The sequence below is a fragment of the Streptomyces sp. NPDC033270 genome (assembly GCF_055576575.1).
This window is the reverse complement of the sequence record NZ_JBVIRA010000036.1, coordinates 16,004-38,790: the sequence shown is the minus strand read 5'-3', so window position 1 is coordinate 38,790 and position 22,787 is coordinate 16,004. Positions and strand designations below refer to the sequence as shown.

17 protein-coding genes and 3 pseudogenes are annotated in these 22,787 nt (G+C 67.7%); 10 read left to right on the top strand and 10 right to left on the bottom strand.

Annotated features, from left to right (window positions below):
- Nucleotides 1–519: 519 nt before the first annotated feature.
- The 5 genes and pseudogenes from ACZ5XZ_RS35210 to ACZ5XZ_RS35190 form a co-directional block, all read right to left on the bottom strand.
- Nucleotides 520–654 (bottom strand): annotated as a pseudogene (locus ACZ5XZ_RS35210) (ATP-binding protein); the annotation flags it as partial.
- A 40-nt stretch (nucleotides 655–694) separates the two neighbouring features.
- On the bottom strand, nucleotides 695–982 hold the full coding sequence (locus ACZ5XZ_RS35205; RefSeq protein ID WP_468985862.1) for a helicase associated domain-containing protein: 288 nt from the start codon (nucleotides 980–982) through the stop codon (nucleotides 695–697).
- Nucleotides 983–2,080: 1,098 nt separating this feature from the next.
- A complete protein-coding gene (locus ACZ5XZ_RS35200; RefSeq protein WP_468985803.1) occupies nucleotides 2,081–2,761 on the bottom strand; it encodes a hypothetical protein in 681 nt (226 codons plus the stop codon).
- Nucleotides 2,758–3,249 carry a hypothetical protein gene (locus ACZ5XZ_RS35195; RefSeq protein ID WP_468985802.1) on the bottom strand — a complete coding sequence of 164 codons (492 nt, stop codon included), beginning with the start codon at nucleotides 3,247–3,249 and terminating at the stop codon, nucleotides 2,758–2,760. The genes ACZ5XZ_RS35200 and ACZ5XZ_RS35195 overlap by 4 nt, the downstream gene beginning before the upstream one ends.
- 281 nt (nucleotides 3,250–3,530) lie before the next feature.
- A pseudogene (locus tag ACZ5XZ_RS35190) lies at nucleotides 3,531–4,268 on the bottom strand (RHS repeat-associated core domain-containing protein); the annotation flags it as partial.
- A 312-nt stretch (nucleotides 4,269–4,580) separates the two neighbouring features.
- On the opposite strand from ACZ5XZ_RS35190, the gene ACZ5XZ_RS35185 reads away from it, so the two are divergent.
- Entirely contained in the window at nucleotides 4,581–4,823 is a 243-nt protein-coding gene (locus tag ACZ5XZ_RS35185; RefSeq protein ID WP_468985799.1) for a class I SAM-dependent methyltransferase, read from the top strand.
- A gap of 641 nt (nucleotides 4,824–5,464) precedes the next feature.
- Here ACZ5XZ_RS35185 and ACZ5XZ_RS35180 read toward each other — a convergent pair.
- Complete coding sequence (locus ACZ5XZ_RS35180; protein WP_468985797.1) at nucleotides 5,465–6,100, bottom strand: hypothetical protein; 636 nt, start codon at nucleotides 6,098–6,100, stop codon at nucleotides 5,465–5,467.
- Between the two features lie 405 nt (nucleotides 6,101–6,505).
- Here ACZ5XZ_RS35180 and ACZ5XZ_RS35175 point away from each other — a divergent pair, with 405 nt between their 5' ends.
- From ACZ5XZ_RS35175 to ACZ5XZ_RS35155, 5 genes and pseudogenes are all read left to right on the top strand, one after another.
- Nucleotides 6,506–7,882, top strand: a complete 1,377-nt coding sequence (locus tag ACZ5XZ_RS35175) for an MFS transporter (protein WP_468985795.1) — start codon at nucleotides 6,506–6,508, stop codon at nucleotides 7,880–7,882.
- A gap of 928 nt (nucleotides 7,883–8,810) precedes the next feature.
- Complete coding sequence (locus tag ACZ5XZ_RS35170; protein WP_468985792.1) at nucleotides 8,811–9,098, top strand: hypothetical protein; 288 nt, start codon at nucleotides 8,811–8,813, stop codon at nucleotides 9,096–9,098.
- A gap of 587 nt (nucleotides 9,099–9,685) precedes the next feature.
- Nucleotides 9,686–10,102, top strand: a pseudogene (locus ACZ5XZ_RS35165) (DUF4231 domain-containing protein); the annotation flags it as partial.
- Nucleotides 10,096–10,425 (top strand): hypothetical protein, encoded by a 330-nt coding sequence (locus ACZ5XZ_RS35160; RefSeq protein ID WP_468985859.1) that lies wholly within the window; start codon nucleotides 10,096–10,098, stop codon nucleotides 10,423–10,425. The pseudogene ACZ5XZ_RS35165 and the gene ACZ5XZ_RS35160, both read left to right, overlap by 7 nt.
- Complete coding sequence (locus ACZ5XZ_RS35155) at nucleotides 10,323–13,220, top strand: TIR domain-containing protein (protein ID WP_468985791.1); 2,898 nt, start codon at nucleotides 10,323–10,325, stop codon at nucleotides 13,218–13,220. Before ACZ5XZ_RS35160 ends, ACZ5XZ_RS35155 begins: the two co-directional genes overlap by 103 nt.
- 433 nt (nucleotides 13,221–13,653) lie before the next feature.
- On the opposite strand, the gene ACZ5XZ_RS35150 is transcribed toward ACZ5XZ_RS35155, so the two are convergent.
- The 3 genes from ACZ5XZ_RS35150 to ACZ5XZ_RS35140 form a co-directional block, all read right to left on the bottom strand.
- On the bottom strand, nucleotides 13,654–13,848 hold the full coding sequence (locus ACZ5XZ_RS35150) for a hypothetical protein (RefSeq protein WP_468985789.1): 195 nt from the start codon (nucleotides 13,846–13,848) through the stop codon (nucleotides 13,654–13,656).
- A 170-nt stretch (nucleotides 13,849–14,018) separates the two neighbouring features.
- Nucleotides 14,019–14,294 carry a zeta toxin family protein gene (locus ACZ5XZ_RS35145; protein ID WP_468985787.1) on the bottom strand — a complete coding sequence of 92 codons (276 nt, stop codon included), beginning with the start codon at nucleotides 14,292–14,294 and terminating at the stop codon, nucleotides 14,019–14,021.
- Nucleotides 14,295–14,536: 242 nt separating this feature from the next.
- Nucleotides 14,537–15,439: an aminoglycoside phosphotransferase family protein gene (locus ACZ5XZ_RS35140; protein ID WP_468985785.1), complete on the bottom strand. Its 903-nt coding sequence runs from the start codon at nucleotides 15,437–15,439 to the stop codon at nucleotides 14,537–14,539.
- 290 nt (nucleotides 15,440–15,729) lie between these two features.
- On the opposite strand from ACZ5XZ_RS35140, the gene tap reads away from it, so the two are divergent.
- Both tap and tpg read left to right on the top strand, forming a co-directional pair.
- The gene (tap, locus tag ACZ5XZ_RS35135; RefSeq protein ID WP_468985784.1) at nucleotides 15,730–17,970 is read left to right on the top strand and encodes a telomere-associated protein Tap; all 2,241 of its coding nucleotides are present in this window, start codon (nucleotides 15,730–15,732) and stop codon (nucleotides 17,968–17,970) included.
- A 6-nt stretch (nucleotides 17,971–17,976) separates the two neighbouring features.
- On the top strand, nucleotides 17,977–18,534 hold the full coding sequence (gene tpg / locus ACZ5XZ_RS35130; protein WP_468985782.1) for a telomere-protecting terminal protein Tpg: 558 nt from the start codon (nucleotides 17,977–17,979) through the stop codon (nucleotides 18,532–18,534).
- Between the two features lie 16 nt (nucleotides 18,535–18,550).
- Here tpg and ACZ5XZ_RS35125 read toward each other — a convergent pair whose 3' ends face one another.
- Nucleotides 18,551–19,495, bottom strand: a complete 945-nt coding sequence (locus ACZ5XZ_RS35125; RefSeq protein ID WP_468985779.1) for an ornithine cyclodeaminase family protein — start codon at nucleotides 19,493–19,495, stop codon at nucleotides 18,551–18,553.
- A 674-nt stretch (nucleotides 19,496–20,169) separates the two neighbouring features.
- Here ACZ5XZ_RS35125 and ACZ5XZ_RS35120 point away from each other — a divergent pair.
- Together ACZ5XZ_RS35120 and ACZ5XZ_RS35115 are read left to right on the top strand one after the other, a co-directional pair.
- A complete protein-coding gene (locus ACZ5XZ_RS35120) occupies nucleotides 20,170–21,210 on the top strand; it encodes an iron-containing redox enzyme family protein (protein ID WP_468985777.1) in 1,041 nt (346 codons plus the stop codon).
- Between the two features lie 64 nt (nucleotides 21,211–21,274).
- Nucleotides 21,275–22,510, top strand: coding sequence for an MFS transporter (locus ACZ5XZ_RS35115; protein WP_468985774.1), 1,236 nt, complete (start codon nucleotides 21,275–21,277; stop codon nucleotides 22,508–22,510).
- The last annotated feature ends 277 nt before the right edge of the window (nucleotides 22,511–22,787 follow it).

Below are 22,787 nucleotides of genomic sequence, written 5' to 3'. Positions count from 1 at the left end.
GGGGCTGCCTCCTTCCTCCCTGTGGTGTGTTCTTTGTTCTCCTCCCCACCAAAAAAAAAAAAACACCCCCCCTCCCCCCCCCCCCCCCCCATCCCCCCCCCCCCCCCCCCCCCCCCCCCTCTCCCCGTACGCCTCACACAGCCACAAGGGCTGAAATCTCATGTCCAGGTTCCAACGAGACCTTGTGACACCTACGAGCGCTGGAGAGGAAGAGCGAACGAGCCGAACCGCCGCCCGTCGAGAACGACAGGTAGGACTTCACCACCTCGACGCACGCTCTGAAGACACACTTTTCGCCTCGCTGGTCACCCCCATACAGCGGCGCAGCCTTCGGCTGCACCAGACAACAAGGCGGCCGAGGAAGCGATGGAGAGCGCAGTGGCAGAGACGGTCGCTCGGCGGGCGAACCGACGAGGAATGGGAGAGAGCTCGACGCCGCGCCTGCATCGAGCGAGGTCCGCAGGTCACCACGACGACACCGTATGTCTGGTCGCCCTGAGCTCGGCCTGCCTTGACCGGTTCTTCGGCTTGGGCCCTGGTGCTGGCGAGGCGGTAGGAGTCAGTGCCGGTTTCGATGATCGTGCCGTTGAAGGTCAGACGGTCGACGATGGCTGCGCGGAGGCGAGGGTCGGTGATCATCTTGGGCCAACCGCCTGCGGGCCTGCCCAGAAGCCGAGACAGGCCCGCACTGCGGCTATCCCGCCCATTCCAGTCCGAGGTCGGCCAGCTGCCGGCGCTGGTCGGTGGTGAGCTTGCCGCGCCTGGACTTGGTATTGGTGGTCCACACACCAAGCTTGACCTCGGAACCGTCGTCCAGCCGCTCTGCGTGGGTGCGGGGGACTTTCACATGCCCCTCGCGGTCCTTGTACTGGGCCAGGGCGGCCAGGCCGCGTTGGAACGCCTGTTGTGCCTTGCCTGAACCTTTCGTCGCGCCGGCCGCCGCCGGGGTAGGAGACGGGGCTTCGGGGGCTTGTACGCCCAGTGCGGACAGCCGCTCCTGCTGTTCGGTCGACAGCTGTGCCCAGGTGCCCGGCTCCTGTTGCCGCCACCGCCACTTGTCCAGGTCGTCGCCCTCTATGACGGAGCAGTGATCTTCAGGGGTCTGGGTGGCTTTGGTGTGGTGTCCCGTCTTTTGGCTGGGAGTTGGGAGCTGGGGTAGTGGCTGCGTTCGGGCGCGATGGGCGTGGTCTGGGGCCGTGTTCGGTTTGGCTGTTCGGGCGCTTGGCCTGTGGTCTGGTAGTTGTGTGGGAATGATCTTGGGTTTCCCATCGATGTGGTGGTGCGTCTATAGGCGGCTGCGCTCTCTTCGGGCTTCGGAGTTTGGTCTGGCTGGTCAGTGGCGTGTGTGGGTGAGGAAGACGCGGAGGGGGTCATTCGCGCTGGGGGTCAGGCGGGTGATGCCGAGTTGGTGGGCGATGAATTGAGGGCGGTGCCGGCGTCGTGGTGTGGCCGGTGCGGGAGGGTGCCGAGTGCACGGGCCAAGGTGACGGTTTCCGGATAGATCACCAGGTCGCGGGTCAGCAGAGCGGGGGAGGCGTTGCCCGTTGCGGTCAGATGGGTGTTGGCCGCGCCGGGGTTTCGTAGGAGTCGCTGGTGTGCGTGGTGCGCGGCGACAAGCTCCGGTGCGGCCCAGGTGCGGAGGGTGGAAGTGAGCCGCGGGTCGGGGACTGCTTGACTTCAAGACTGAGCAGCTCAAGGAGCCACCAGCAGCAAACAGGCTCCCGATGCTCGGCATATTGCAATCCTCAACCCGAAGGCGCCCGTGTGTTCCCCACACGTGCGGAGGTGACCTCGCCCACCCACTCATCAGCACAACCTGCCATGTCAGGTCGCCGACGGCCGCACCCTCCAAATCTGCAGTCAAAGCCCACCAGGCGCCGTACACGCCGTGTACGTGAAGCGCCCGAGGCCTCGAAGTCAGCCAAAAGTCCCGACCTGCGCAAACTCTGAACGACACTCTAAAAGCGTGCATGCACGCTGTGCATGCACGCGCCGCGATTGCGCACGGCCTTGGGAGAGCGAAACCACGGCTCCAACCCCCGTTTCGCGAGGCCCTCCGCGATGCGCGGCGGAATACTTGCTACGAATGATCTGACTTCCGAAGAATGAGTCTTTCTCGCACGTCGGGATCGCCGACGAGATAGTACAAGTAGGGTCCCTTTGTATCGGTTGCCGGACTCACAATCCAGGTGAGCTCTTGTGTGGAGTGGGCGTCGGGAGACGAGAGCGCATCCTGGACACCGCTGAAATCTAGTGCTGATCCAGCTGCGGGGCTTGCCGAGGTGGTTTGAGATATCGATATCTTGAGCAACTGCCCCGACCGCGCAGTTGTCATTCCACCTTTGTAATTTCGAGCCTCAATAATTTCCCACTTGCCGTTTCCCGAAGCTGTTTCCGGCGTATCGGACTGCGTCTCCTGGGGCTGCAATCTGCCAGCCTTTAGATGGCCGCCAGTGGAAAAATGAATCCATGCACCGCTGGACCCTTTCCATTTTCCCGCTATATCGCTGGCCTCGATCGAGACAGATTTTGGTACCGGCTGGTATCTGGCGTCGACCGTGTAGGAGGTGAGAGATGGCATGAGCGCAGAAGTGATCGCGAGAAGGATCCATGCCGATCTTCGTTGATTGGCAAGAATGGGCGCGACTTTCTCTGTATTGTTAGGCTTTGTTTGGTCCGTCCGTCGGCGGCGGCCCCACCCTTTGGGGCGAGGGGGGCGAACCGTTGCTGTGGAAATCTGCTGCTCATCGTCGGGATTCATCTAACGGGAAACCTCATGGGGATCTCTTCCTGCCAGTAGACAGAGATATCGCTGTTATTTTGACCGTTCGGGAATATTTTCCTTATCTGTGCAGACGCGCCGGTCATTGTCGGATCTTTCAGATTCCCCCCGTCGTACCCTTCTTCGGCGATCTTCCCGGTGAGAGATTCGACCCCCATTCGATTCTTCAGAGTGAAGCTCACCGTGGCAGACCTGCTCTGGTAATTGTATCCTTCAAACTTTGCAGAGAACGTTGTATGACCCCAGGATCGCTTGTGCGGCGCGGGGCCTGCGCTCTTGTCTCCGAGTGCTCTCATTGCGAAGGCTGAACCATCCACCACTGGCATCTCATTCATGGGTATGCCAAATTCGCTCTCGCCGAACTTTTTTGTAGTCGAGTCCAGCAATGACTTCGTTGATCGAGCAGCTATGGCACAGGGAAAGAATATTCTTGATCTTCGATATCCACGGCATGTGCCGTATGTCATCGGTGAACTGATCGCCCTCCCAGAAGTTCCACTTCTGGGAGGGCGGCTCCCATGAACCAAAGAGCAACTATTTGTACGGGGCTTGGGTCTTCGGGGTTGAAAATTTTCAGGGGCAAGCCTGATCTGTAGGCCGCACTTGCTCTGGCCCCCACGCTGGAGGACCGAGAATATCCGAAGCTGTTGTAGGGCCGATGGCAGTAGGGCTGGATGCAGGCGCCGGGGCCGGGGATGAAGTTCTTGGAGCCGGATAGGCGCATGCCGCCGTGGCGGTTGTGGACGACGCCGGTGCCGCGTCCGGAGCCGTCGGGGTCGGCGAAGAGCTGGCCGGTGGGGTCGCTGAAGGTGAGCGGGTTGTTGTTGCTGTAGGTGTAGCCGTTGATCTGCTGGGGGTCGGCCGGGTCCATGATCGGGTCGACGGAGAGGAAGCGTCCGGTGTCGGGGTCGTATTCGCGGGCGCCGAGGTGGGTCAGGCCGGTGTCGGTGGTGTCGTCGGTGCCGCCGACGTAGCCCTTGAAGCCGGGCCAGGTGGTGGGCTTGGTGCCGCGAGGGCCTCCGAAGGGGAGGTGGCGGCGTTGGGTGAGGGTGTGGTCGGCGGCGTTGATGGCGAGTTGGCCGGTGCCGTGGTGGTCGGCGAGGGTGATGGTGTAGGTGCCGTCGTCGGCGAGTACGGCCTGGTTGCCGCTGCCGAGGGGGATGTAGCGGGTGGCTTTGGGCTTGTCGGCACCCTTGTCGAGGGTGACTTCGGTGTGGTCGCCGAGGGTGAGGGTGGTCCGGTTGTCGGTGCGGGTGATCAGGCGGTTGCCGTCGGCGTCGTAGATGTAGCTGGTGGCTTTGGCGCCCTTGTCGCCGATGGGTTCGGTGACCTTGGCCAGGTGGCCTTCGGCGTCCCAGGTGAGGGTTTGTTTGTCGCTGTGGAGGGTGCGAGTGGTGGTGTTGCCGGTGGAGTCGTAGCCGTAGGTGGAGGTGGTGTTGCCGGTAGGGCCGGTGGTGTCGAGGGAGGTGAGGGTGTGGGGCTGGGGGGTCGGCCGGGCCACCGGGGCACGCTCGTGTGAGATCGCAGGGAACCGGCGCGGCGCCCGGCCACGGCCGCCAGGATGGGGCGGGTGACCACCACCGCAGACCTCTGGCACCACTACGGACGCACCCCCCGCTGAGCGCGACCGCACCGTCCCCGAGACCTTCCACTGGAGCTGGAGCTGGAGCCAGGACGGCGGCCCCGGAGCGGAAGTCCTCGGCGACCTGACCGGGAAGGTCATCGGCCACCTCGGCGCCGGGGCGGCCCGGCACGGCGCCCACCTGGCCACACCTACGAGCCCGCCCACGTCATCGCGGTGGATGCCTCGGCCGCTCAGTGCGCCATCGCCACCGACCTCTTCGGCCACCTCGCACCGCGCCTGCGAATCGTGCAGTCCGATGTGGTGGATCACCTGCACGCCGCGGCCGGCACCTACGACGCGCTCTACAGCAACTTCGGCGCACTGGACTTCACCGACCCCCGCGAGCTGCTACCAGTCGCGTCCGCCGCGCTGCGCCCGGCGGACGGCAGGTGTTCTCCACCCTCGCCCACTACCTGAACGGCGCACCCACGCAGCCCGATGTCGTGGCCGCCGACATCCCGGCCAGGGCACCCGACGGCAACGAGACCACGATGGGCCGCTGGGTGCTTCAGGAGCACGTATGGGCCAAGTCCTCGACGAAGCCGGTTTCACCGAGATATCCGTCGACGTGCTGTCGGCCACCGGGGGCGGGCCGCGCACCGCTGACACTCTGCTCGTGACGGCGTTGCTACCGACCGCCTCCAGCAGTGCGTCCGTGCCCTGCGTACGCCCTAACCGGAATGCGGCATGCGCGAGGTTCGGTTCCCCGTGGGCCGATCACTGATGGGCAGTTAGGTGATCTGCAGAGCGTGGCCTTGCGGCCCTACGAAGCAGACCCCGCCCCGCCCAGGCTCTCGTAGCGCAGGGCGAAAATCGACGGCGGACTCACCCTGTACTCGTCCATGCTGAGTTCACCCGCGTTTGCCTTCGTCAGTAGTTCGCTTCGTTTTTGAGGGCCATGCCGACCCGCACCTGCAGGCGACGGTGGAAGGGCAGGGCCGGCGGCACGAGCACAGCGATGGCCGAGGCGTTGGCCTCCGAACTGCTGCCCAGCTCGGAGCCCCGGCCTGACCGTGATCACCGGCTTGGCGTTCGCTGTACCGATGTTCCTACCGACGTCACCGTTGGCGGCCGATGGATCCAGCAATGATCCCAGTGCTTACCGTGATCGACACTCGGCCGTTCCGTCTTTCACGTTCAGCCACGAGAGTTCTCATCAAGTCGTCGCGGAGTTGCGTTGTCCGGGCTCGGAGAGCGGAGTCGTCGAAGCCAGTGCTTGGCGCGACAATCTGCACTCTGAGTTGCCCTGTCAGTTCGTGCATGAGTACGGTCACGGGCTTTCGTGCATCGTCGGCGGCGCTCTGAGAATCGCTTAACAGCCTGGTGTTGCTGAACAGAGAGACCGCTGTGACGACTGCCTGCAGTGCCTTCTCTGCGGTTTCGTCGAACCGGGCAACGTCAACGTCTCGGCCAGCAGCTCGGAGATCTTGCAATGTCCAGACCATGAGACGGTGCCAGGCTTGGATGCAAACCACGGCATCGGCGATGGCCGTCAGGACCTTCTCGCTCTCTTCTGCGGCCGAGACCCGCGCTCGCTCTCGTTCCTCATCCCGTCTGCGTTGCCGCTCAAGCTCCAGCTCGTGCCGGCGACGCCGTTTGTCGATACGCCCCGGGCCCCAGACGCCTGCCACACCCCCGATCAATGCGCCACCTAATCCGCTGATGACGCTGAAAAGCGTCGCTGTATCCGCCATCTCGCCAATGTGCCCGACAGCGGCACCTATCGGAGCCTCTTTGCCGAGGTTGCTTCGGCGATCAGCGTCGACGCTCCAGGCCCGACTCCCACTACCAGGCCTTCGGCCGCCATGACGAGACCGTCACCCGCCTGGTCAGGAAGACAGCGTATGTGGGCCGATACGCCCGGCAACCACTGAGAGTGACACCCAGGCTGCACTGCTGAGGAATACGTGACACCTCAACATGCGAGCCCACCAGTCCCGGGGCGGGATCCTTCGGGACTACTGACTTCCCTGGTGCCCGCTGCTACGTTGAGCCTCATGTTCCTCCTCTTGGCATAGGCACGCCCAGGCCCGCGACCTGCACACCGCGCTCGCGACACTTCGGCGTCCCTCCTTCCGCCTCGACCGAGGAACTTTCCCATGTCTGCGCCTGCTCAAGGGCGGCCCTCGTATGCCGCCGTACTGCGTCTTCCGTACGCCCGACGCACCTTCGGTGCCGCCCTGCTCGGGCGGTTCTCGTACGGGATGGTCGCTCTCTCCGTGATGCTGACGGTGACCCGGGCCACCGGCTCGTATGCCGTCGCCGGCACGATCATGGCGCTGTTCGGCGCCACCAGTGTCTTGCTGTCCCCGGTACGGGCGGCCCTTGTCGACCGCCACGCGCCACGCCCCGCGCTCCTGCCGATGGCCCTGCTCTACGCGGGCTTCCTGGGCGCCCTCGCGGCGGCCTCCTGGCGGCCCGGCGCCCCCGCCTCTCTCCTGGGCGCCATCGCCGCCGCCGCGGGCGCCGCGACGCCTCCGCTCGGCCCCTCGATGCGGGCCATCTGGCGTGAACTCACCGATGACCAGCCACTGTTGCAGCGCGCGTACAGCCTGGACGGCGTCGTGGAGGAGATGCTGTTCGTCTCCGGCCCGCTGCTGGTCGGCGCGCTGGTGCAGATCGCGCCCCCGGCGGCCGGGGTTGTAGTGAGCGCGCTGCTCGTGGGGGTCGGGACCTGCGCATTCGTCATGTCGCCAGCCGTGCGGGACATACAGCCGACTGCCGTTGCCAAGGCGGCGGCACGCTCGAAGACGCGGCTACAGGGGGCGCGGCCGCTGCTGACGCCGGTCGTGGTGGCGGCCGGGGTCGGGCTGTCCCTGGGCGGGATGGATCTGCTGGTCCTCGCCTTCGCGGCGGTGCGGCATCACGGGGACGACGTGGTCGCCTGGGTGCTCGCGGCCCTCTCGGCGGGCAGCACGGTCGGCGGGCTCCTGAACGGTGCCGTCAGCTGGCGCACCGGTGCCCGGGTACGACTGCCGCTGCTGGCCGCCGGCCTCGGTCTCGCCCTGGCCGCCGCAGGACTCGCGCCGGGCGTGGGGGCGCTGATCGTGGCGGTGGCGTGTGCGGGATTCTTTGTGGCTCCGGCGCTCACCACGGCGTATCTGCTGGCCGACGAGGTGGCACCGCCGGGGCGCCGCACCCAGGCGGGCGCCTGGGTCAACACGGCGGTGAACGCAGGGATGTCGGGCGGTACGGCGGCGGCCGGTCTGCTGGCGGCACGGCTGCCACTCGGGGTGTGCTTCGCGCTCGCGGGCGGCGTGACTCTGCTCGCGGCCCTGGCCTGCGCCGGGAGGAAGCCGAAGGGAGCCGGCCTGCCCCTCGGTGAAGGTACTCCCTTCAGCCAAGAGCCTGCCCTCAGTGAAGAATCTCCCGCACCCTCCGCACCCTCCGCACCCTCCGTAGCCCCGCCCGGCTCACCGAGTACGAGGCTGAAGTCCCCCGCTGCTCACGCTCCAGGGTCCCCGCCTCAGCCATGAACGTCAGATGGCTGTCGGCTGCCGGAAGCCCAGCCATTCGGCGAGACCCCCACGCATGCCTCGCCGCCCGCGGCCGGCTCGATCAGGCGCAGGAGCCCTGGACCCCTACAAGCCTTACAGGCCCTACTTGGAGCGGCGATTCGACGAGGGATGCGCGAGTGTCACCCGACTGCACAGCGAGCTGGTGGCCGAGCATGCTCCTGTCACCCATGGCATGGTCCGCGCGCATCGCCACTTTGCGAGGGCCCCGTCCGCCGCCCCGCCGCGGACGCCGACGGTGCGGCAGGTGACCGACTGGCTCACCCGTCACCCCCAGGACCCTGACCGCTGACGAAGACCGGGCCGGCCTGAAGGGGGTCCTGGCCCGCTGCCCCGAACGGGACAAGGCCGCCGGACACGTCCGCGATTCGGCGAGATACTCACCCACCGCCTCGGCTCCACACTCCGCACCTGGATCGACGCCATCGACGCCAGCCAGCTACCCGGCCTCACAGGCTTCGCACTCCACCCGATCCGAGACCTCGACGCCGTAACCGCCGGGCTCACTCTCGACCGGAGCTCCGGCAGCATCGAGGGAGCCGTCAACCGCATCAAGGAGATCAAGCGGCAACTCTACGGCCGAGTCGGATTCGATTCGAGCCACTCCGCAAGATGATCCTGCTCCAGTAACACTCCGAGACGACCTCAAGATCTGCGTCCGAACCGAGCAGTCGGACCATTTGCTGCGGCGGGCGTGTGGACAGGCGGCCATGAGGTGCCCAGCCGTGGCAGGATGGCCTCATGTTGATCCGAAAGGGCGATGCCGCGTAGGCGTCCCAAGGCCGTCCGCGCAGAGCGGTGGCGGCCACGATGGCAGTATCCGGTCCTGAGGGTCCATGGTGTCTCCGCGCGGACTCGTGCAGCGATCCGCCGGGTCGAAGACCAGGAGATGTGGCCCAACGCGGTCGCTGATGCGCTCTCTCGTTTCGAGTGGGTTTTTCAGCAGCCTGGACGCTATCTGAACGCCTCCGAGGCCTATTCGCCCGGGATAGAGGTGGAAGATGCCCGTGACGACCTGGAGCGGGCGATGCTGCACCTTCCTCCCGGAGCCAAACGGGACTTGGGCCGACTGATCACGCGCATCGACGAGGAATTCGAGCGCCGTACTTTGCCGGAGCCCAACCACATCGAGTTGGCGATCTTCGGCTGGTGGTGGACCAGAATGCGGGAACGCTGACGGGCCCAGGGCTCGCGACCTCCCCTGCCATCGAACGGCACCATCACTCTCCACGACCGCTCCCCAAAGATCTGTGCCAGCACCCAGTTTCGACAGCAGTTGTTCAGGGCTGTCCTTGGGCAGGGGAGTTAGTCGACGGCGGTCCTCTGACCTGCGGCGACTGACTTCGCTGTCAGGGGGTGGCCGAGAGCGGTGCCGGATCAGAGCTGGGAAGCGCTGCCGCCGCCATGCGGGATCCGGCCTCATGGGCCGTGGGTTCTTCGGGCGTCTCCACGAACGGCGACTGCCTCTTCCACGGTCGCTGCCGGGCTGACCGATTCGCGGGCGGAGGGGGCCGGAGCCCCTGGAGCGGCGAACCTTCGAGCGGGAGGCAGGATCGTAGGCCGTGTCTGTGAGAGGGGCGAGCGGCGGCCTCTCCTTCGAGCACTGCTGTACGACCAGGCGTTTCCACCGGAGCGGATTTGCCCCTTGCCCGGCCATGACCGAAGTCACTCTGGTCCCAGGAGCCTTCGCGGGACACCCGGATCACCGTCTGCGATCATTTGGCTTCGGTGCCCGATCGGGTGGGACCGTCGAACAGGGGGACAATGCCTGGATACGAGGACTTTCCGGCACTCTTCAGGATGGCCCACTTCAACTCCCCGACAGGCCAGCGGCGTTATCTGCTGGCGACCAAGTGCCAGCTGGGTGCGCTGATCGCCGCGGCCGTGCTGGGCGTGTGCAGCTGGCAGGTCAACGGCGTGGACGTCGCCGCCGCGTCGGTGGTGGCGTTCGGTACGGCCTTGGCCACCGAGGTGTACCTGCTTAAGGAACGCCCTGACCGTGTCTGGCGTAAGGGGTGCGCGGTCGCCGAGTCGGCGAAGACGCTCTCCCGGCGCTGCATGGTCGGCGGCAGCCCGGTGGGCAGCGAGGAAACGCGCCCGCCCCGTTCGACCGAAACCGCCGCCGAGTTGCTGCTGACCCGGTTTACGGAGTTCGAGTCCGATGTCGAGGCCACCTGGCTGCTCCCCGACGGCGGCGCCCCGAAGCAGGTCACTGCCGAGATGACGCCCACAAGACCCTCGCCACCGCGTACGCCGTCCCCCGGCGCGAGTTGGCGACGTTCGTCTTCCGCGCCCAACGGTCGGTCACCGAGGCGGAATGGGCGACCTTCGTGGCGAACGCGGAGGGCGTGGTCTCGCGTGAGCAGACCCTGTGGCGCGCTTCCCCATGTGAGGTAGCACAATGCCGTCGACCGACACCGCGACCCGATACGTCTACGACGCCTTCCTCTCCTACAGTCACGGGGCCGACGCCAAGGTGGCCCCGGCGGTGCACAGAGCACTGAGTCGGCTGGCCAAGCCCTGGAACCGGCCGCGTGCCCTGCGGGTCTTCCGCGACCAGGCGTCCTTGGAAGCCGGTCCGGACCTGTGGGCCACCATCGAGGCCAAGCTGAGCACGAGCCGCCATCTCGTCCTGCTCGCCTCGCCGCAGGCCGCTCGCTCCCCTTGGGTGGGCCGGGAGATCGCCCACTGGAAACAGCACCGCGAGGCCGGCACCTTGCTCATCGTGCTCACTCGCGGCTCGATCCACTGGGACCACACCGCGCGGGACTTCGACCGGACACGTACCACCGCCCTACCACCCGAGATGTTCGGATGGTTTGCGGCCGAACCCCTGTGGGTCGACCTGAGCTGGGCTCGCAGCGAGACCGAACTGTCCCTGGACCACGCCCGGTTCCGCCAGGACGTCGGCACCCTGGCGGCGGCCCTGCGCGGAGTGAGCAAGGACGAACTCGACAGCGAGGAGGCACGCCAGCATGCCAGAACGGTGGGTGTGCGGCGCGGGTTGACCTGGGGCCTGGTCTTCTTCCTCGTCGCCTCGCTCGTCTTCGGGGTCATGGCGCAGGTGCGTGGTGACGAGGCCGAGCGGCAGCGCAAGGAGGCGGACGGGCAACGGCGGGTGGCTACGGTGCGCGCGTTGCTCGCCGAATCGGAGAACCGCCTGACGGACGACCCGCGCACCGCCGTCCGCCTCGGCCTGACCGCGTACGGCGTGCGCCCCAGTACGGAAACCCGCGCCGCCCTGGTCAACGTACTGCAGCGCACGCCGTACGCGGGCGCATCGCACGGACCGGACGACGTCGGCCAGTTCGTCAGGCAGCTCTCGGACGACGCCGGCGTCCTGGCCACCGGGGGCGAGGGCACGCTCAAGCTCTGGGACGTCTCACAGCCCGGGCGGCGCCGACTGCTGCAACGCCTCACACCGCCGCGAGGGGACGTCGAAGACATCGCCTTCAGCCGAGACGGACGCACCCTCTTCGTGGCGGCCACCAAGGGCCACGCCCTGTGGGACATCACCACGCCGGGCAAGCCGCGGCCGTTACCGGGCCTGCCCGGCGCGACGGGCCTGGACGGCGGCGGCTTCGGCGACGGCGACCGGACGCTGGCAACCGTGCACGACGGCAAGGGCAGCAGCGGCCGGATGGACCTGTGGGATGTGGCAGCCCCGGACCGGCCACGCCGTCTCGCCTCGGTGACCGGTGTCTACGACGCCAAGAAGGTCCAGATGAGCCCCGACGGCAAGACCGTCGTGAGCGCCACCGGCAAGATCACTTTCGACGAGGCGGACACGGGGAAGATCACCATTGAGCACGGCAGCGGGATGACCGCGTGGGACACCTCCGACCCGGCCCGTCCACGCCGCCTGGGGCGCGATGCCCCCTGGGGAGGGGCCCTTGCCTTCAGCCCCGACAGTCGCACCCTGATCAGCAGCCACGCCAGGACCGCCTACATCTGGCGCATCCGCCCCTCCCGCGCACCGCAACTGCTCAGCAGGCTCCGCGGCCACCGGGACGACGTGACCGCCGCCGCCTTTCGGCCCGACGGCAAGGCAGCGATCACGCTCGACGGGCGGGGCAGCGCGGTGCGCTGGGACCTGGCACGCCCCGACAAGCCGCATTCCTGGGGAAAGCTGCTCGACGCCGAGCTGCGCCGGGGCGAGGACGTCGCCTTCACGCCTGACGGACGACACATCCGAGAAGTCGACACTAGCGATGCGGTCGCCAGCTGGCGCACGGACTCCGAGCCCGGTCCGTGGCAACGCGCCCAGGCGGCCGCGGACCCGGTGGCCGTGGCAGCCGTGGCGATCTCCCCGGACGGGCGGACGGCGGCGACTGCGGGCATGCGTGCCGTGGTGTTGTGGGATATCACCGATCACGACAAGCCCCGTCAACTCTCCGTCGTGCGCGGCTTCTCCGGGAATCCGACGGACGTGGCGTTCTCGGAGGACGGCCGCTACCTGGCCGGTGGCGACGACGCAAGCCGGGTCATCCTGTGGGAGGTGTCGAACCGGCGCCACCCCCGCAAGACCGCCACCCTGCGCACGCGGGGCCCGGTGGCCTCGCTGGCCTTCAGCCCCCGTGCCCCACTCCTGGTCACGTCCGGAAACCAACCCCGGTTCACTGGGGACACCGACGGCTGGGCGACGCTGTGGAACCTCCAGGGTGGACGGCCCGCGGAGACCCGCTCGTACACCCTCAAGAGCTTCACCAACGCGGGCGTGGCATCGTTCAGTCCGGACGGCAGGCTGCTCGCGCTTCCGGGCGCGGGCAGCGGCCTGTTCGACATGAGCGACCCGAACAGGCCCCGTCACCTCAAGTGGGACTCGGTGGCGGTGCTCCAGCAGGACACGGCGTTCAGCGCGAAACGCAAGCTACTGGCCGTCGGCGCAAGCGTCTACCAGGTCAACGGTACGTCCCTGTCCGATCCCGCCATTGAGCTTCCCGATGCGCCCGACCGTGGAGGGCGTGTGGCCTTTCACCCCGACGGCGACCTGCTGGCCAAGGCGGACGACAAGGGTACGGCCGTGCTGTGGGACATCGGTGATCTGCAACGGCCTCATGTCGCGGCCGAGTTGCCGCCGCTCGACGAGAGCGTCGAGGACGTGGAGTTCACCCCCGATGGCCGTACGCTGCTGACGGGCGGCGGCGACGGCATGCTGCGCCTGTGGGCCCTGGACCGGCTGCCCGCCGCCGCCCACGACCCCAAGCGCCTGGCCTGCCAGGTGGCCGCCAGCGGCCTGGACCGGACGCAGTGGCTACGGTACGTACCGGGGCTGGCTTATCAAGACCTGTGCCGCTGACGAGCTTGAGCATGGTGGGCGGCGAACTCGCCGTTCTCGAGGTGGGCCGCCACCCCTTGCGGGTTGAACGTGGGGGTGCCTCAGGCCCGGCGGGGCTGGGGGGGAGGCGCCTGCCTGGGCCCCGATCTCGGTATCGACGAGTACGGGAGGTACCACTGATCGAGGGTCGCGTGCCGGCAATACCCGCTTGGCGGGCGAGCGCGGTGGCGCTGGCTCTGGCGAGCGGGTCAGGGAGCTGGATCGGCGGATGATCGGCGGAGCTTGCCTGCAGCAGGGCCAGTACGGGGAGGTGGCGTTCGGGAGGGGGTGGCGCCCCAGGCGGGCGAGGGCTGCCGTTGCGCGGTGTACAGCGCCTCGTCGGTGAGGGCCCTTTGCTCATCGGCCGACGCGGCGGCGCGCTCGGCATCCCGCTGGTACAGCCGGGCGCCGGTCCTCACCTCGACTTCGCGGTGCAGACGCTGGTCAGTGTGCGCCAAGTGGCAGCCGTCTCCTGGGCGGTCCACGGCTGCCCCCTGCCGTAGGCCACCGCCCGGTTGGCCGCGGGCTGCCGCCGGCATGCCCCGTCGATGAGCTCGTTGTCGTAGAGAACTGTGCCGTCCCGCCGGACGACGGTGATGCGGTCGGCCAACTCCTCGGCCTCGATGACCGCCGGCGTCTATAGCATCTCTTGCGCGCGGGTGTCGTGGTTCGTCCACGACACATACGGTGTCCCGTCAGGAAGCGGTCCAGGATCCCGAGCTGACTCTGGGCTTCTGCGGTCGCTACCGCCACCAGCTCCACCCGGCGGCCGGCTCTTCGCTACGCGGCCGCCGACGCACGGAACTCGCCAGCATCGGCGAGCGCGGGTGCGGCCACCACGCCGAACTCGCAGAACTGGGCGTGGTTTTCCACGGCCGCCTGCCAGCGCCGAGTATCGGGCCGGACCTGGGCTCCCGCCGTGCGGACGTCGGCGGTCAGCAGCTCGGTGCAGCGCCGGTGCACGGCCTTGTAGAGGTCGCGGCATACTCTCACCGCGCTGCCCCGACGGTCCAGCTCTGTCTGGAAGAGTTCCGCGACCTCGGTCTGTCCCGGCACCCGGCTGATCTCCGACAATGAAGACGACCGGCCGGGCCCGGCGCCCAGCGCTCTCGGTGGCTGCCGGAAAGATCACACGGTGCAACACGTCGCAGCTCTCCTGTTCGGACAGCACGCCTGAGCCGACGTCCGGCGCCCTACTGCAGCGGAGGTTGAGCGTTCTCACCGAAGATCGAGCACCGAGTCGCGCGAGACCGAACGGATGGGAGTCGGGTGGGCCTCTGAAGCTCGTCGCTCCGTGTCTACATCAAATCGCCTCTCAGAACGCGATCGAGCGCCGCCTGGCCTGCGGGTCCCCATGTCGGCTTGCCGCCAGGAAGGCCCCGATCTCCGTTCTGGCCCATAAGCATGAGGAACAGGCTTTTCAGGGCAGCCAGCCCGCGGGCGCGCCGGATCGTCGCCTCGTCCACGTGCGCGTACACGTCGAAGAACCGTGAGGCGGCGCCTGCGGGAAGGACCACCCATGCGGCCGCGAGGTCCCACGCCGGATCGCCGGCGAACATGTCACCGAAGTCGATCACGCCCGACAGCGTGCCATCCGAGACCACGACATTCGCGGGATGAAGGTCACCGTGCACCCATTCCGGCGGGCCCTCCCACTCGGGGGCCGCAACGGCGTCATCCCAGACGGCCCGGACCTCGTCGGCAATGCCGCCGGGGGCAACGGCTTGAAGGAAGTGGTCGAAGCCGTCCGTGCAGTTCTTGGGGTGAGCGCCGCGGTCCGAACTGGTCGGAGCCTCGGCGGGCGCCTCCACATGGAGCGCCCTGAGGAAGCCTGCCAGAGTGACGGCCGCGTGGTCGCCGCGGCTGATCGAGGTGTGGTCCAGTGGCTCGCCAGGGACCCACGTCATGATGGTCCAGGGCCTCGGGAAGCGTGCGGACGGTTCACCGGTCCGCACAGGGGTCGGGACCGGGAGCGGCAGGCGCGGGGCCAGGACGGGCAGCCATCGGCACTCCTTGCGTTGGAGATCCGGGGCACGTTCTGTACGCGGCATGCGCACGGCCAACTCGTCGCCAAGGCGCCACTGTTGGTTGTCCCATCCGCCCACTACCTCACGGATGGCCAGCCCTGCAAGGTCCGGATGCTGCTCCTGCAGCAGGTCGTGGACCAGGTCTGCGGTGATCTCGATCTCGGAGTCGGTCATACGAAGCCACAGTACTGGGGCAGGCGAAGCGGCTCTCGCTCTCCGGTAGACCGTCTCCCCAGACAGCCAGGCCCCAAAAGCCACTCAACCTTCGCTGAGAAACACAGCGGTCACCCTCCTTCGGTGACACCGTTCAACCTTCGCTGCGAGAGGTCATCCAGCTTGGTCACCACGCCTCCCCGTGTTCTGGTCACAGCGGCGCGATCACAAATTCGATCATAAATTCCAGTGCAAACTCATGGGCAAATTCATGGGTAAGTTCGCGGTAGTGTTGGGGTTGGAGGTGAAGTATGCCGACCGAAGATGAGCTGTTTGCGGCGGTGGACGCATTGCTGGAGGGTGAGCCGGAGATGCCGCCCCCGGCGGAGCGAACGCGGCTGCGCGAAGCGGCCCGTGTCTCGCAGGCCCGGCTTGCGGAGGTGCTGCGGACGTCGACGCAGACGGTGAAGAACTGGGAGGCCGGTCGCTCGGAGCCGCGGCCGCCGCGTCGGCAGGCCTACCAGCGGCTGCTGGACGGGTGGGCGGAGAAGTACCCCAAGCCCGCCGACGCCGATGCTGCGCAGCTGCCGGAGAGGTTCACTGACACGCCCACTGACACGCCGGCCCGGGCCGAGGCGCGCACTCCATCCCCATCCCCCTCAGCGCCCCAGGCAGCGACCGTGACCGCCGAAGACAACGCTGAGCCGAGCGCCGCCCCGGCCACCCCATCGCGTCCGGTGCGTGCCAGCCAGCCGTCGTCGGCGTCGCGGCGGCCGGCCGCGCGTAAGGCGGTGACGAAGCCGGCCGGCCCGGCAGGCACCGACGCGCGGTTCGAGAACGGCCCGCTGGCGGTCGTCGACTGCGAGGACGGGCAGGTGTCGGCGTACTGCGTCGGCGGCCTGGTCTTGGACGTGTCCGCCAAGTCCTTGCCCGCACTGGTCGACTGGACGCTGACCGAGGCCAAGCTCGGGCAGGCCCGTCTGCACCGCAACGGCCGCGACGCCGACCCCGTCCTCGTCCTCACCCCGGCCGCCCTGGAGCGCTACGCCCTGCCCGCCGCCCTGTCGGAGGAGGAGCGGCGCGCCGGACGGCTCGCCGACAGCCACAAGGTCATCAAGCAGATCCAGCGGGCCGGACTCCAGCTCACCCAGCGCGGCTTCGGGCCGTGGGCCCGCGTCTACCGCGAGCCCGAGGGTTCCAAGCGTCGCTGCGTGCAGCTGTGCATCCCGGCCTGGAACGCGTTGGACGTGCGCGAGTGGGACAAGAAGGACGACCCGCAGTTGCCGGGCATGCACCCGGCCGACCTCGCCCGGTACCTGGGCAACTATGCGGAGCGGGTGATGACGCCGCGCGGCACCACGGCGGTCACCGGCCTGGAGCTGATGGTCGCTCTACGCCCGCCGACCCGCGCGCAGAAGGACGAGGCGACCGGCGCGTTCAAGCAGGCGTTCAACGTGGACGCGATCACCGCCGTGTACGACGTCGTGGACTGCGAGATCCCGGACGAGCATCCGCAACTCCAGGGGAAGTTCCCCAGGCATCACCTGCGTACCCCGGCCGAGATGCTGATGGAGGAGCCGTACGACTGGTGCCGGCAGCTGACCGATGAGGAGTGCATGAACCCGTACCTGGTCGCGGTCGACATCAACATGTCGTTCGCCGCGGCCGCCAACGGGCTTACCGTCGGATTGAACGGGCCGAGCCACCTGACCGGCAACCCGAAGTTCGACTCGTCGCTGCCCGGCTCGTGGCTGGTCGACCTCTCCCACGTCGATCTGTCCCGCGTGGACGTCGGCGGCCGTACGGTCGACGGCGAGCGGCTCCCGTCGCCGTTCACACCGAAGGGTGACCGCCCGACCGGCCCGGCCTGGTACGCCACCCCCACCGTCGCCTACGCCCAAGAACTGGGCTTCGACGTCGCGCCGATCGAGGCGTACGTGCGCACCCAGACCGGCCGCTACCTGGACGGCTGGTACAAGCGGCTGCGGGACGCCTACGTCGCCACGATGGCCGACCTGGGCGTCACCACCGACCTGGGCGGCCAGGACTTCCTGGACGCGATGGCGCGCTCCAAGGGCATCGACCCGGCGATGGCGCTGCTGGCGGGCGCGATCAAGGCGACCGCGAAGGGCGGCATCGGCAAGCTGCGCCAGCGCAACCGCGGGCAGGTGCAGTACGGGGCGCCGTGGCCGGCCCTCGCCCGGGAGACGTGGCGCCCCGACATCCGGGCCGCCGTGCTGGCCAATCAACGGATCGGCATCCACCGCAAGCTGATGAAGACCGCTGCCGCGGCAGGCGTCTACCCGGTCGCGATCGGCACCGACGCGATCGTCTACCCCTCGCCCGGCCCGTCCCCGCTGGACATCCTGCCGCACACCCCGGAGGGCAAGCCGGCGCCGGGCACGTTCCGCCTCGGGGTCTCTCCGGGGATGGTCAAGCACCAGGGCACACAGACCGTGCTGTGGGCCGAGGAGCAGTTCGAGACTCAGGGCGGCGTCTTCAACGTCGCCAACCTGATCAAGAACGACCCGACGGCCGGGGAAGGGGAGTAGCAGGTCATGGTGGACTCGGTCGGCGACAGCCTGGACCGCGCGCTGGATGGGGCGTTCACCCGCCCCATCCCCAAGAGCGCCCAGGCGCAGATGAAGTATCTGGTCAAGCAGCTCAAGGGCACCAGGCCGGTCGCGGAGGTGCTCGGGGTCTCCCAGCGCACCGTGGAGCGGTACGTCGTCGGCAAGCTCAAGCGGCCCCGCAAGGACCTGCGTGCGCGCATAGAGCGTGAGGTCAAGCGCCGCTGGCAGCCGCAGATCCGGGCGAAGGCCAAGAAGAAGGCGGCAACCACCGACGGTCTGGTCGTCTCCAGCCGAGCCCGGTTCGGGTTCACCGCCGCGCCGGGCACGACCGACGACGCCCGGATCCGCGACATCACCCAGGCTCTGCCGCCTGCCTACGCCGACCGGCTGTTCACCGCCCGCGAGCAGGGCGCCACCGAGCAGCAGCTCCAACGCATCGCGGCCGAGGGCCTTGCGGAGATGTACTTCCGTGCCAACAACACCCGCGCGGCCGGCCTGGGCGTGGAGTTCACCGACGTGGAGCACATCGACATCGAGCTGTAAGCCCGACTGTGGTCCGTCATGCCAGGAAGTCCACGTTCGGAGCGTCGCCGGCCGCGCACGCTGCCTGATATGTGGGCCAGGCCAGGGCCAGGTCCTGCCAGGGTAGGCCGACTGGGGTGTATGCGGTGAGTTGCGTGTCGTCCTCGCGACCTGGGCGTTCGCCCCGCAGTACCTCCCCGAAGGTCGCGTCGGCGACTGGTCCGTGGCCCTGCAAGGTGCCTACGGCCTGTGCCAGTTCGAGGTCGTCGACCACCGTACGGGCCTCCCTCAGCAGGTCGTCCGCCAGCTCGGCCTTGCCCGGCTCGTCCACGCCCAGGCTCGTGAGATGCGTGCCCGGGCGCAGATCGGCGAGCTCGAGCAGGGGAGTTCGGGACCAGGTCGCCAGGACCACGATCCCGCCACCGGCGGCGGCCGACGGGGGGTCGGCGGCCACATCCACGGCAATCCCCAGCAGCCGTCCCTGCTCCGAAGCGAAGGCCGCTGCCCGCTCCGGATCGATGTCATGGACCGTCAGCCGTCTCACCGCACGGAGCCGGCCGAGCCCCCGCAGCACCATCCGCGCCTGTGCCCCCGCGCCGATGATGCTCACCCTGTCGGCACCTGCGGGGGCCAGGACATGGGTGGCGAGCGCTGCGGCCAGGCCCGTTCGCCAGGAGGTCACGGTGGCCGAGTCCAGTACGGCCAGCAGCGCGCCGTCCGTCAGATCGTGCAGGCAGACCACCCCGCGCAGGGCGGGTGTGGCGCCGGGGAACTTGGCGTTGACCTTCACCGTGTAGGCAGGGATGCCGTCGACCAGGCCGGGGAGCAGCGCCGTCGCGGTGCCGGGACCGGGCAGTGCGGTGTGGGTGCGCAGCGGGCGGGGGCCGGCGGGAGCGGCGGCGAAACCTGTACGCAGGGCGGACAGTGCGGCGTCGAGGTCGAGGTACCGGGTGATCTGAGTACCGGTCAGCAGCAAGGTCATCGAGGCAGTTTCGCCGCCTGCCATTGCCGTGGCCAACCGGTCACCGCCGGGCGAACGATTCAAGCCCCGGCCGCGGTCGGAGGGCGGGGAGCGCGCCGCGCTGTAGCTGCCGGGCTGACGGAAAAGCCGTTGAACCCGCCGGTAGGAGAGTGGGCGTTATGCCACAGTGAGAAACGTTTGTTTCACCCGTAGCCACAGTTAATGCCCGACGGACGACGAGCGTTGGGCGAACGGTTTCAGCCGGGCCGGAATGTATCCCCTCGGTAATTACACTCCAGGCTGAAATCTCCGCCGCAGGAGGTCTTCTGCCAGAAGCCACGCGGGGCGACTACCTGCGGTTAAACCATCAAGATGTCGACCTCCGTGTGACATAGGCCACTGCGATCTCTCTTGCTGGAGTCAAGGTCATTGCGGCAGCATTTCGGCGATCCGAGGTTCGCGGTTCTCGTCGATCCGCCCTCGGTGATTCAAAAATAAAGGGGGGTGAATCACATGATGAAGATCTCTGTCAAGAAGGTCGAGGCTCCTGCCGGGGGCTCGAAGATCGCTTCGATCACCACCTGTGGCTGACACAGTTATGCCGGGGGTGCTGCGTGAACCGGCGCGGCACCCCCGGTTTCCATAGGGCGCGATAGCACCGAGAAACGGCTTCTGAAAGGCTCGGGAGACTCCTCATGACAGCCCCCACCACCGCCCCGGCGGATCTCGCAAATGCCCAGGCCCGTATCGAGCATCCGCGCCTGCGGCACTGTACGTTCAAGTGGACCTCGGATGAATCGCCGATGCTGATGATCGTCGGCAAGGAGTACTTCGAAATCACCGAGGAATTCGGGACCCGGGAGCAGTTCCTCACCATCAAGCGGTACTTCGACGGCCGCCACTCGATCGCCGAGATCGCCGAGCGCGCCAAGGTCGACGAGGGCTCGGTACGGCAGATCGCCCAGACCTTCGATGAGCTGGGCCTGCTGCACCGGCCGCAGCCGCTGGCCATTGTGCCCGGTAAAGCCTTTGTCGAGCAGATCGAGGCAAGTTGCGACATGTGGGGCCGGCAGATCGGCTTCCACAACCTCTTCGCAGGACTGGAGAGCGGAGAGTTGCGCGGCGAGGTCTTTATGGGAATGATCCTGGAGACCTACCACTATGTGAAATCCGCACCCAAGCACATTGCCACGGCGATCGCGCACTGCGACGACGAGCGACTGACCCCGATTCTCGCCAAGTACTTCACCGAAGAGTACAACCACGCGGGAATGATGCTGCAGTCACTGAAGAAGATGGGTGTGCCAAAGGAGCACATCAAGTCCGCCCACCCGGTCATCGGAACGTGGTCGCTCATCAACAACCTCTGTGAAATCGCCCGCCAGGACACACTCTCGTACATCGCCTGCACCACTCTCTTTGAAGCGCGTGCCGACGACTTCGAAGAGGGCGCAGAAAGCCTGCGTCGGGCGGCCCGCGTCGCGGGATATCCGGAGGCCTGTGCGGAGCCGCTGATCACGCATATGCAGATCGACGTCGAGGCCGGCCATGTCGGTTTACTGGACGAGGCGGTGGAGGTGCTGGGCGATATTTCGGCGGCGAACGCGCACAAGGCCGTGAACAACCTGCACGACATCAAGCATTCCTACGACCAGTTCCACGACGGAATCGTCCAGTACTACTCGGACATCGCCAACTACATTCCGCGCATCAAGGTGGACTACTTCAGCCTCTGAAAACAGGGGCGTACCGGAACGCGAGACAACGAGCATCGAGAACATACACACGGGGGCGGACGAATTGGCTACACCGCTGGGGCGGGACACCTCGTTCGTCCGCTTCTGGATCGCCCAGACCAGCAGTCAGCTCGGCGACGAGGTCTACACCGTCGCCCTCCCTCTGGTCGTCTACGCGGTGACCGGATCCGCCGGCGCGATGTCCCTGGTGTTCGGCCTCTCCATGGCCCCGCACGTCGTTGCCGGACTCTTCGGCGGTGCCTTTACCGACCGGCGCGGCCCGTACGGCCTGCTGGTCACCACCTCCCTGCTGGCCGGCAGCCTGATGGCCGTACTGGCGGTGCTGGTGACGGTCGGGGCGGCGAGCCTCTCGGTCATCGCCGTGATCACGGTCGTGATGGCCTGCTCGGCCTCCACCCTGCTCTCCTCCTACGAGGCCGCCATCCCGCGGCTGATGCCGGCCCAGCGGCTACTTGAGGCCAACTCCCGCCTGGAGACCACCCGTACACTCTGCGCGGTGTTGGGCCCGGCGATGGCCGGCTTTCTGACCGGATTCGGGGACGGCGGCCCGGCCATCGCCGTCAACGCGGCCAGCTTCTTCGTCGCGACACTGCTGATCCTCCCGCTGCGCAGCCTGAAGAAGGCTCCGACCGGTACGCCCGTCACCGTCCGGGAGCTGTGGGCCGATGTCAGGGACGGCCTCGGCCAGGCCTGGCGCCGTCGCCCCATCCGGATCGGCATCCTGCTCAGCTCCGGATCCAACCTCTGCACCGGCTCCCTGGACATCTACGCCATCTACTCGCTGCGCCACAATCTGCACGCCTCGGCCGCCACCGTAGGTCTGATCTTCACCGGATCCAGCGTCTTCGCGCTGGCCGCCGCCTCCCTGCTGCCCCGATTGGGCAGACGCGCCGGCTATGCCCTCGGCATGGGCCTCGGCCTGGCCGGCTTGGCCGGCGCCTGCGCGCTGATGGTCAACCCCGCCCATATCGCCATCGTCGCGGCCGCCCTCCTCGCCAACACCAGTGGCGCGGTCGTCTTCAACGTCCAATGGCGCGCGATGCGCCAGCACGTCGCGGGACCGGCGCTGATCGGCCGGATCTCCGGCATCTGCCGGGGCATCGCCTACGCCGCCGTCGCCCTCGGCGCATGGGCGGGTGGCCTGCTGACCACCCTCTCCGGCGACGGCAGTCGGCTCTACCTCCTGACCGGCACCGCGATCGTCGCTTCCCTCGCCGTCGCGGCGCTCAGCGTGCTGCGGCGCAGCCTGCGGTCCGTACCGGCGGCATACACGTCCTAACGAAAAGCACCAGCGGGAGGGGCGCTGAGGCGCCAAGGTCCGCGCAGAGGGGAGTCGGCGAGCAGCAGCGCGGCGAAGACGCACATCAAGTTCAACCCGCCCACGGGCTCGACAACGCCACGCACTCGGAATCCTTAGCGCGTGGCGTGCGGGACAGTGGTCAGAGGGCGTAGCGATCTAAACCAGCTGTCAGCGGCTGAGGCCGTCTCGGTCGCTGCTTGAGTCGCTTGAGAACGCTGCAGCTCAACAGGGGTGTAGGTACCCCCATCAGCGACTG

Excerpts from the sequence above, each read along its gene's own strand:
- ACZ5XZ_RS35200 (WP_468985803.1), bottom strand. The coding sequence starts at position 2,761 with ATGAATCCCGACGATGAGCAGCAGATTTCCACAGCAACGGTTCGCCCC.
- ACZ5XZ_RS35195 (WP_468985802.1), bottom strand. The coding sequence starts at position 3,249 with ATGACATACGGCACATGCCGTGGATATCGAAGATCAAGAATATTCTTT.
- ACZ5XZ_RS35180 (WP_468985797.1), bottom strand. The coding sequence starts at position 6,100 with ATGGCGGATACAGCGACGCTTTTCAGCGTCATCAGCGGATTAGGTGGC.
- ACZ5XZ_RS35175 (WP_468985795.1), top strand. The coding sequence starts at position 6,506 with ATGTCTGCGCCTGCTCAAGGGCGGCCCTCGTATGCCGCCGTACTGCGT.
- ACZ5XZ_RS35170 (WP_468985792.1), top strand. The coding sequence starts at position 8,811 with ATGTGGCCCAACGCGGTCGCTGATGCGCTCTCTCGTTTCGAGTGGGTT.
- ACZ5XZ_RS35155 (WP_468985791.1), top strand. The coding sequence starts at position 10,323 with ATGCCGTCGACCGACACCGCGACCCGATACGTCTACGACGCCTTCCTC.
- ACZ5XZ_RS35140 (WP_468985785.1), bottom strand. The coding sequence starts at position 15,439 with ATGACCGACTCCGAGATCGAGATCACCGCAGACCTGGTCCACGACCTG.
- tap (WP_468985784.1), top strand. The coding sequence starts at position 15,730 with ATGCCGACCGAAGATGAGCTGTTTGCGGCGGTGGACGCATTGCTGGAG.
- tpg (WP_468985782.1), top strand. The coding sequence starts at position 17,977 with ATGGTGGACTCGGTCGGCGACAGCCTGGACCGCGCGCTGGATGGGGCG.
- ACZ5XZ_RS35125 (WP_468985779.1), bottom strand. The coding sequence starts at position 19,495 with ATGACCTTGCTGCTGACCGGTACTCAGATCACCCGGTACCTCGACCTC.
- ACZ5XZ_RS35120 (WP_468985777.1), top strand. The coding sequence starts at position 20,170 with ATGACAGCCCCCACCACCGCCCCGGCGGATCTCGCAAATGCCCAGGCC.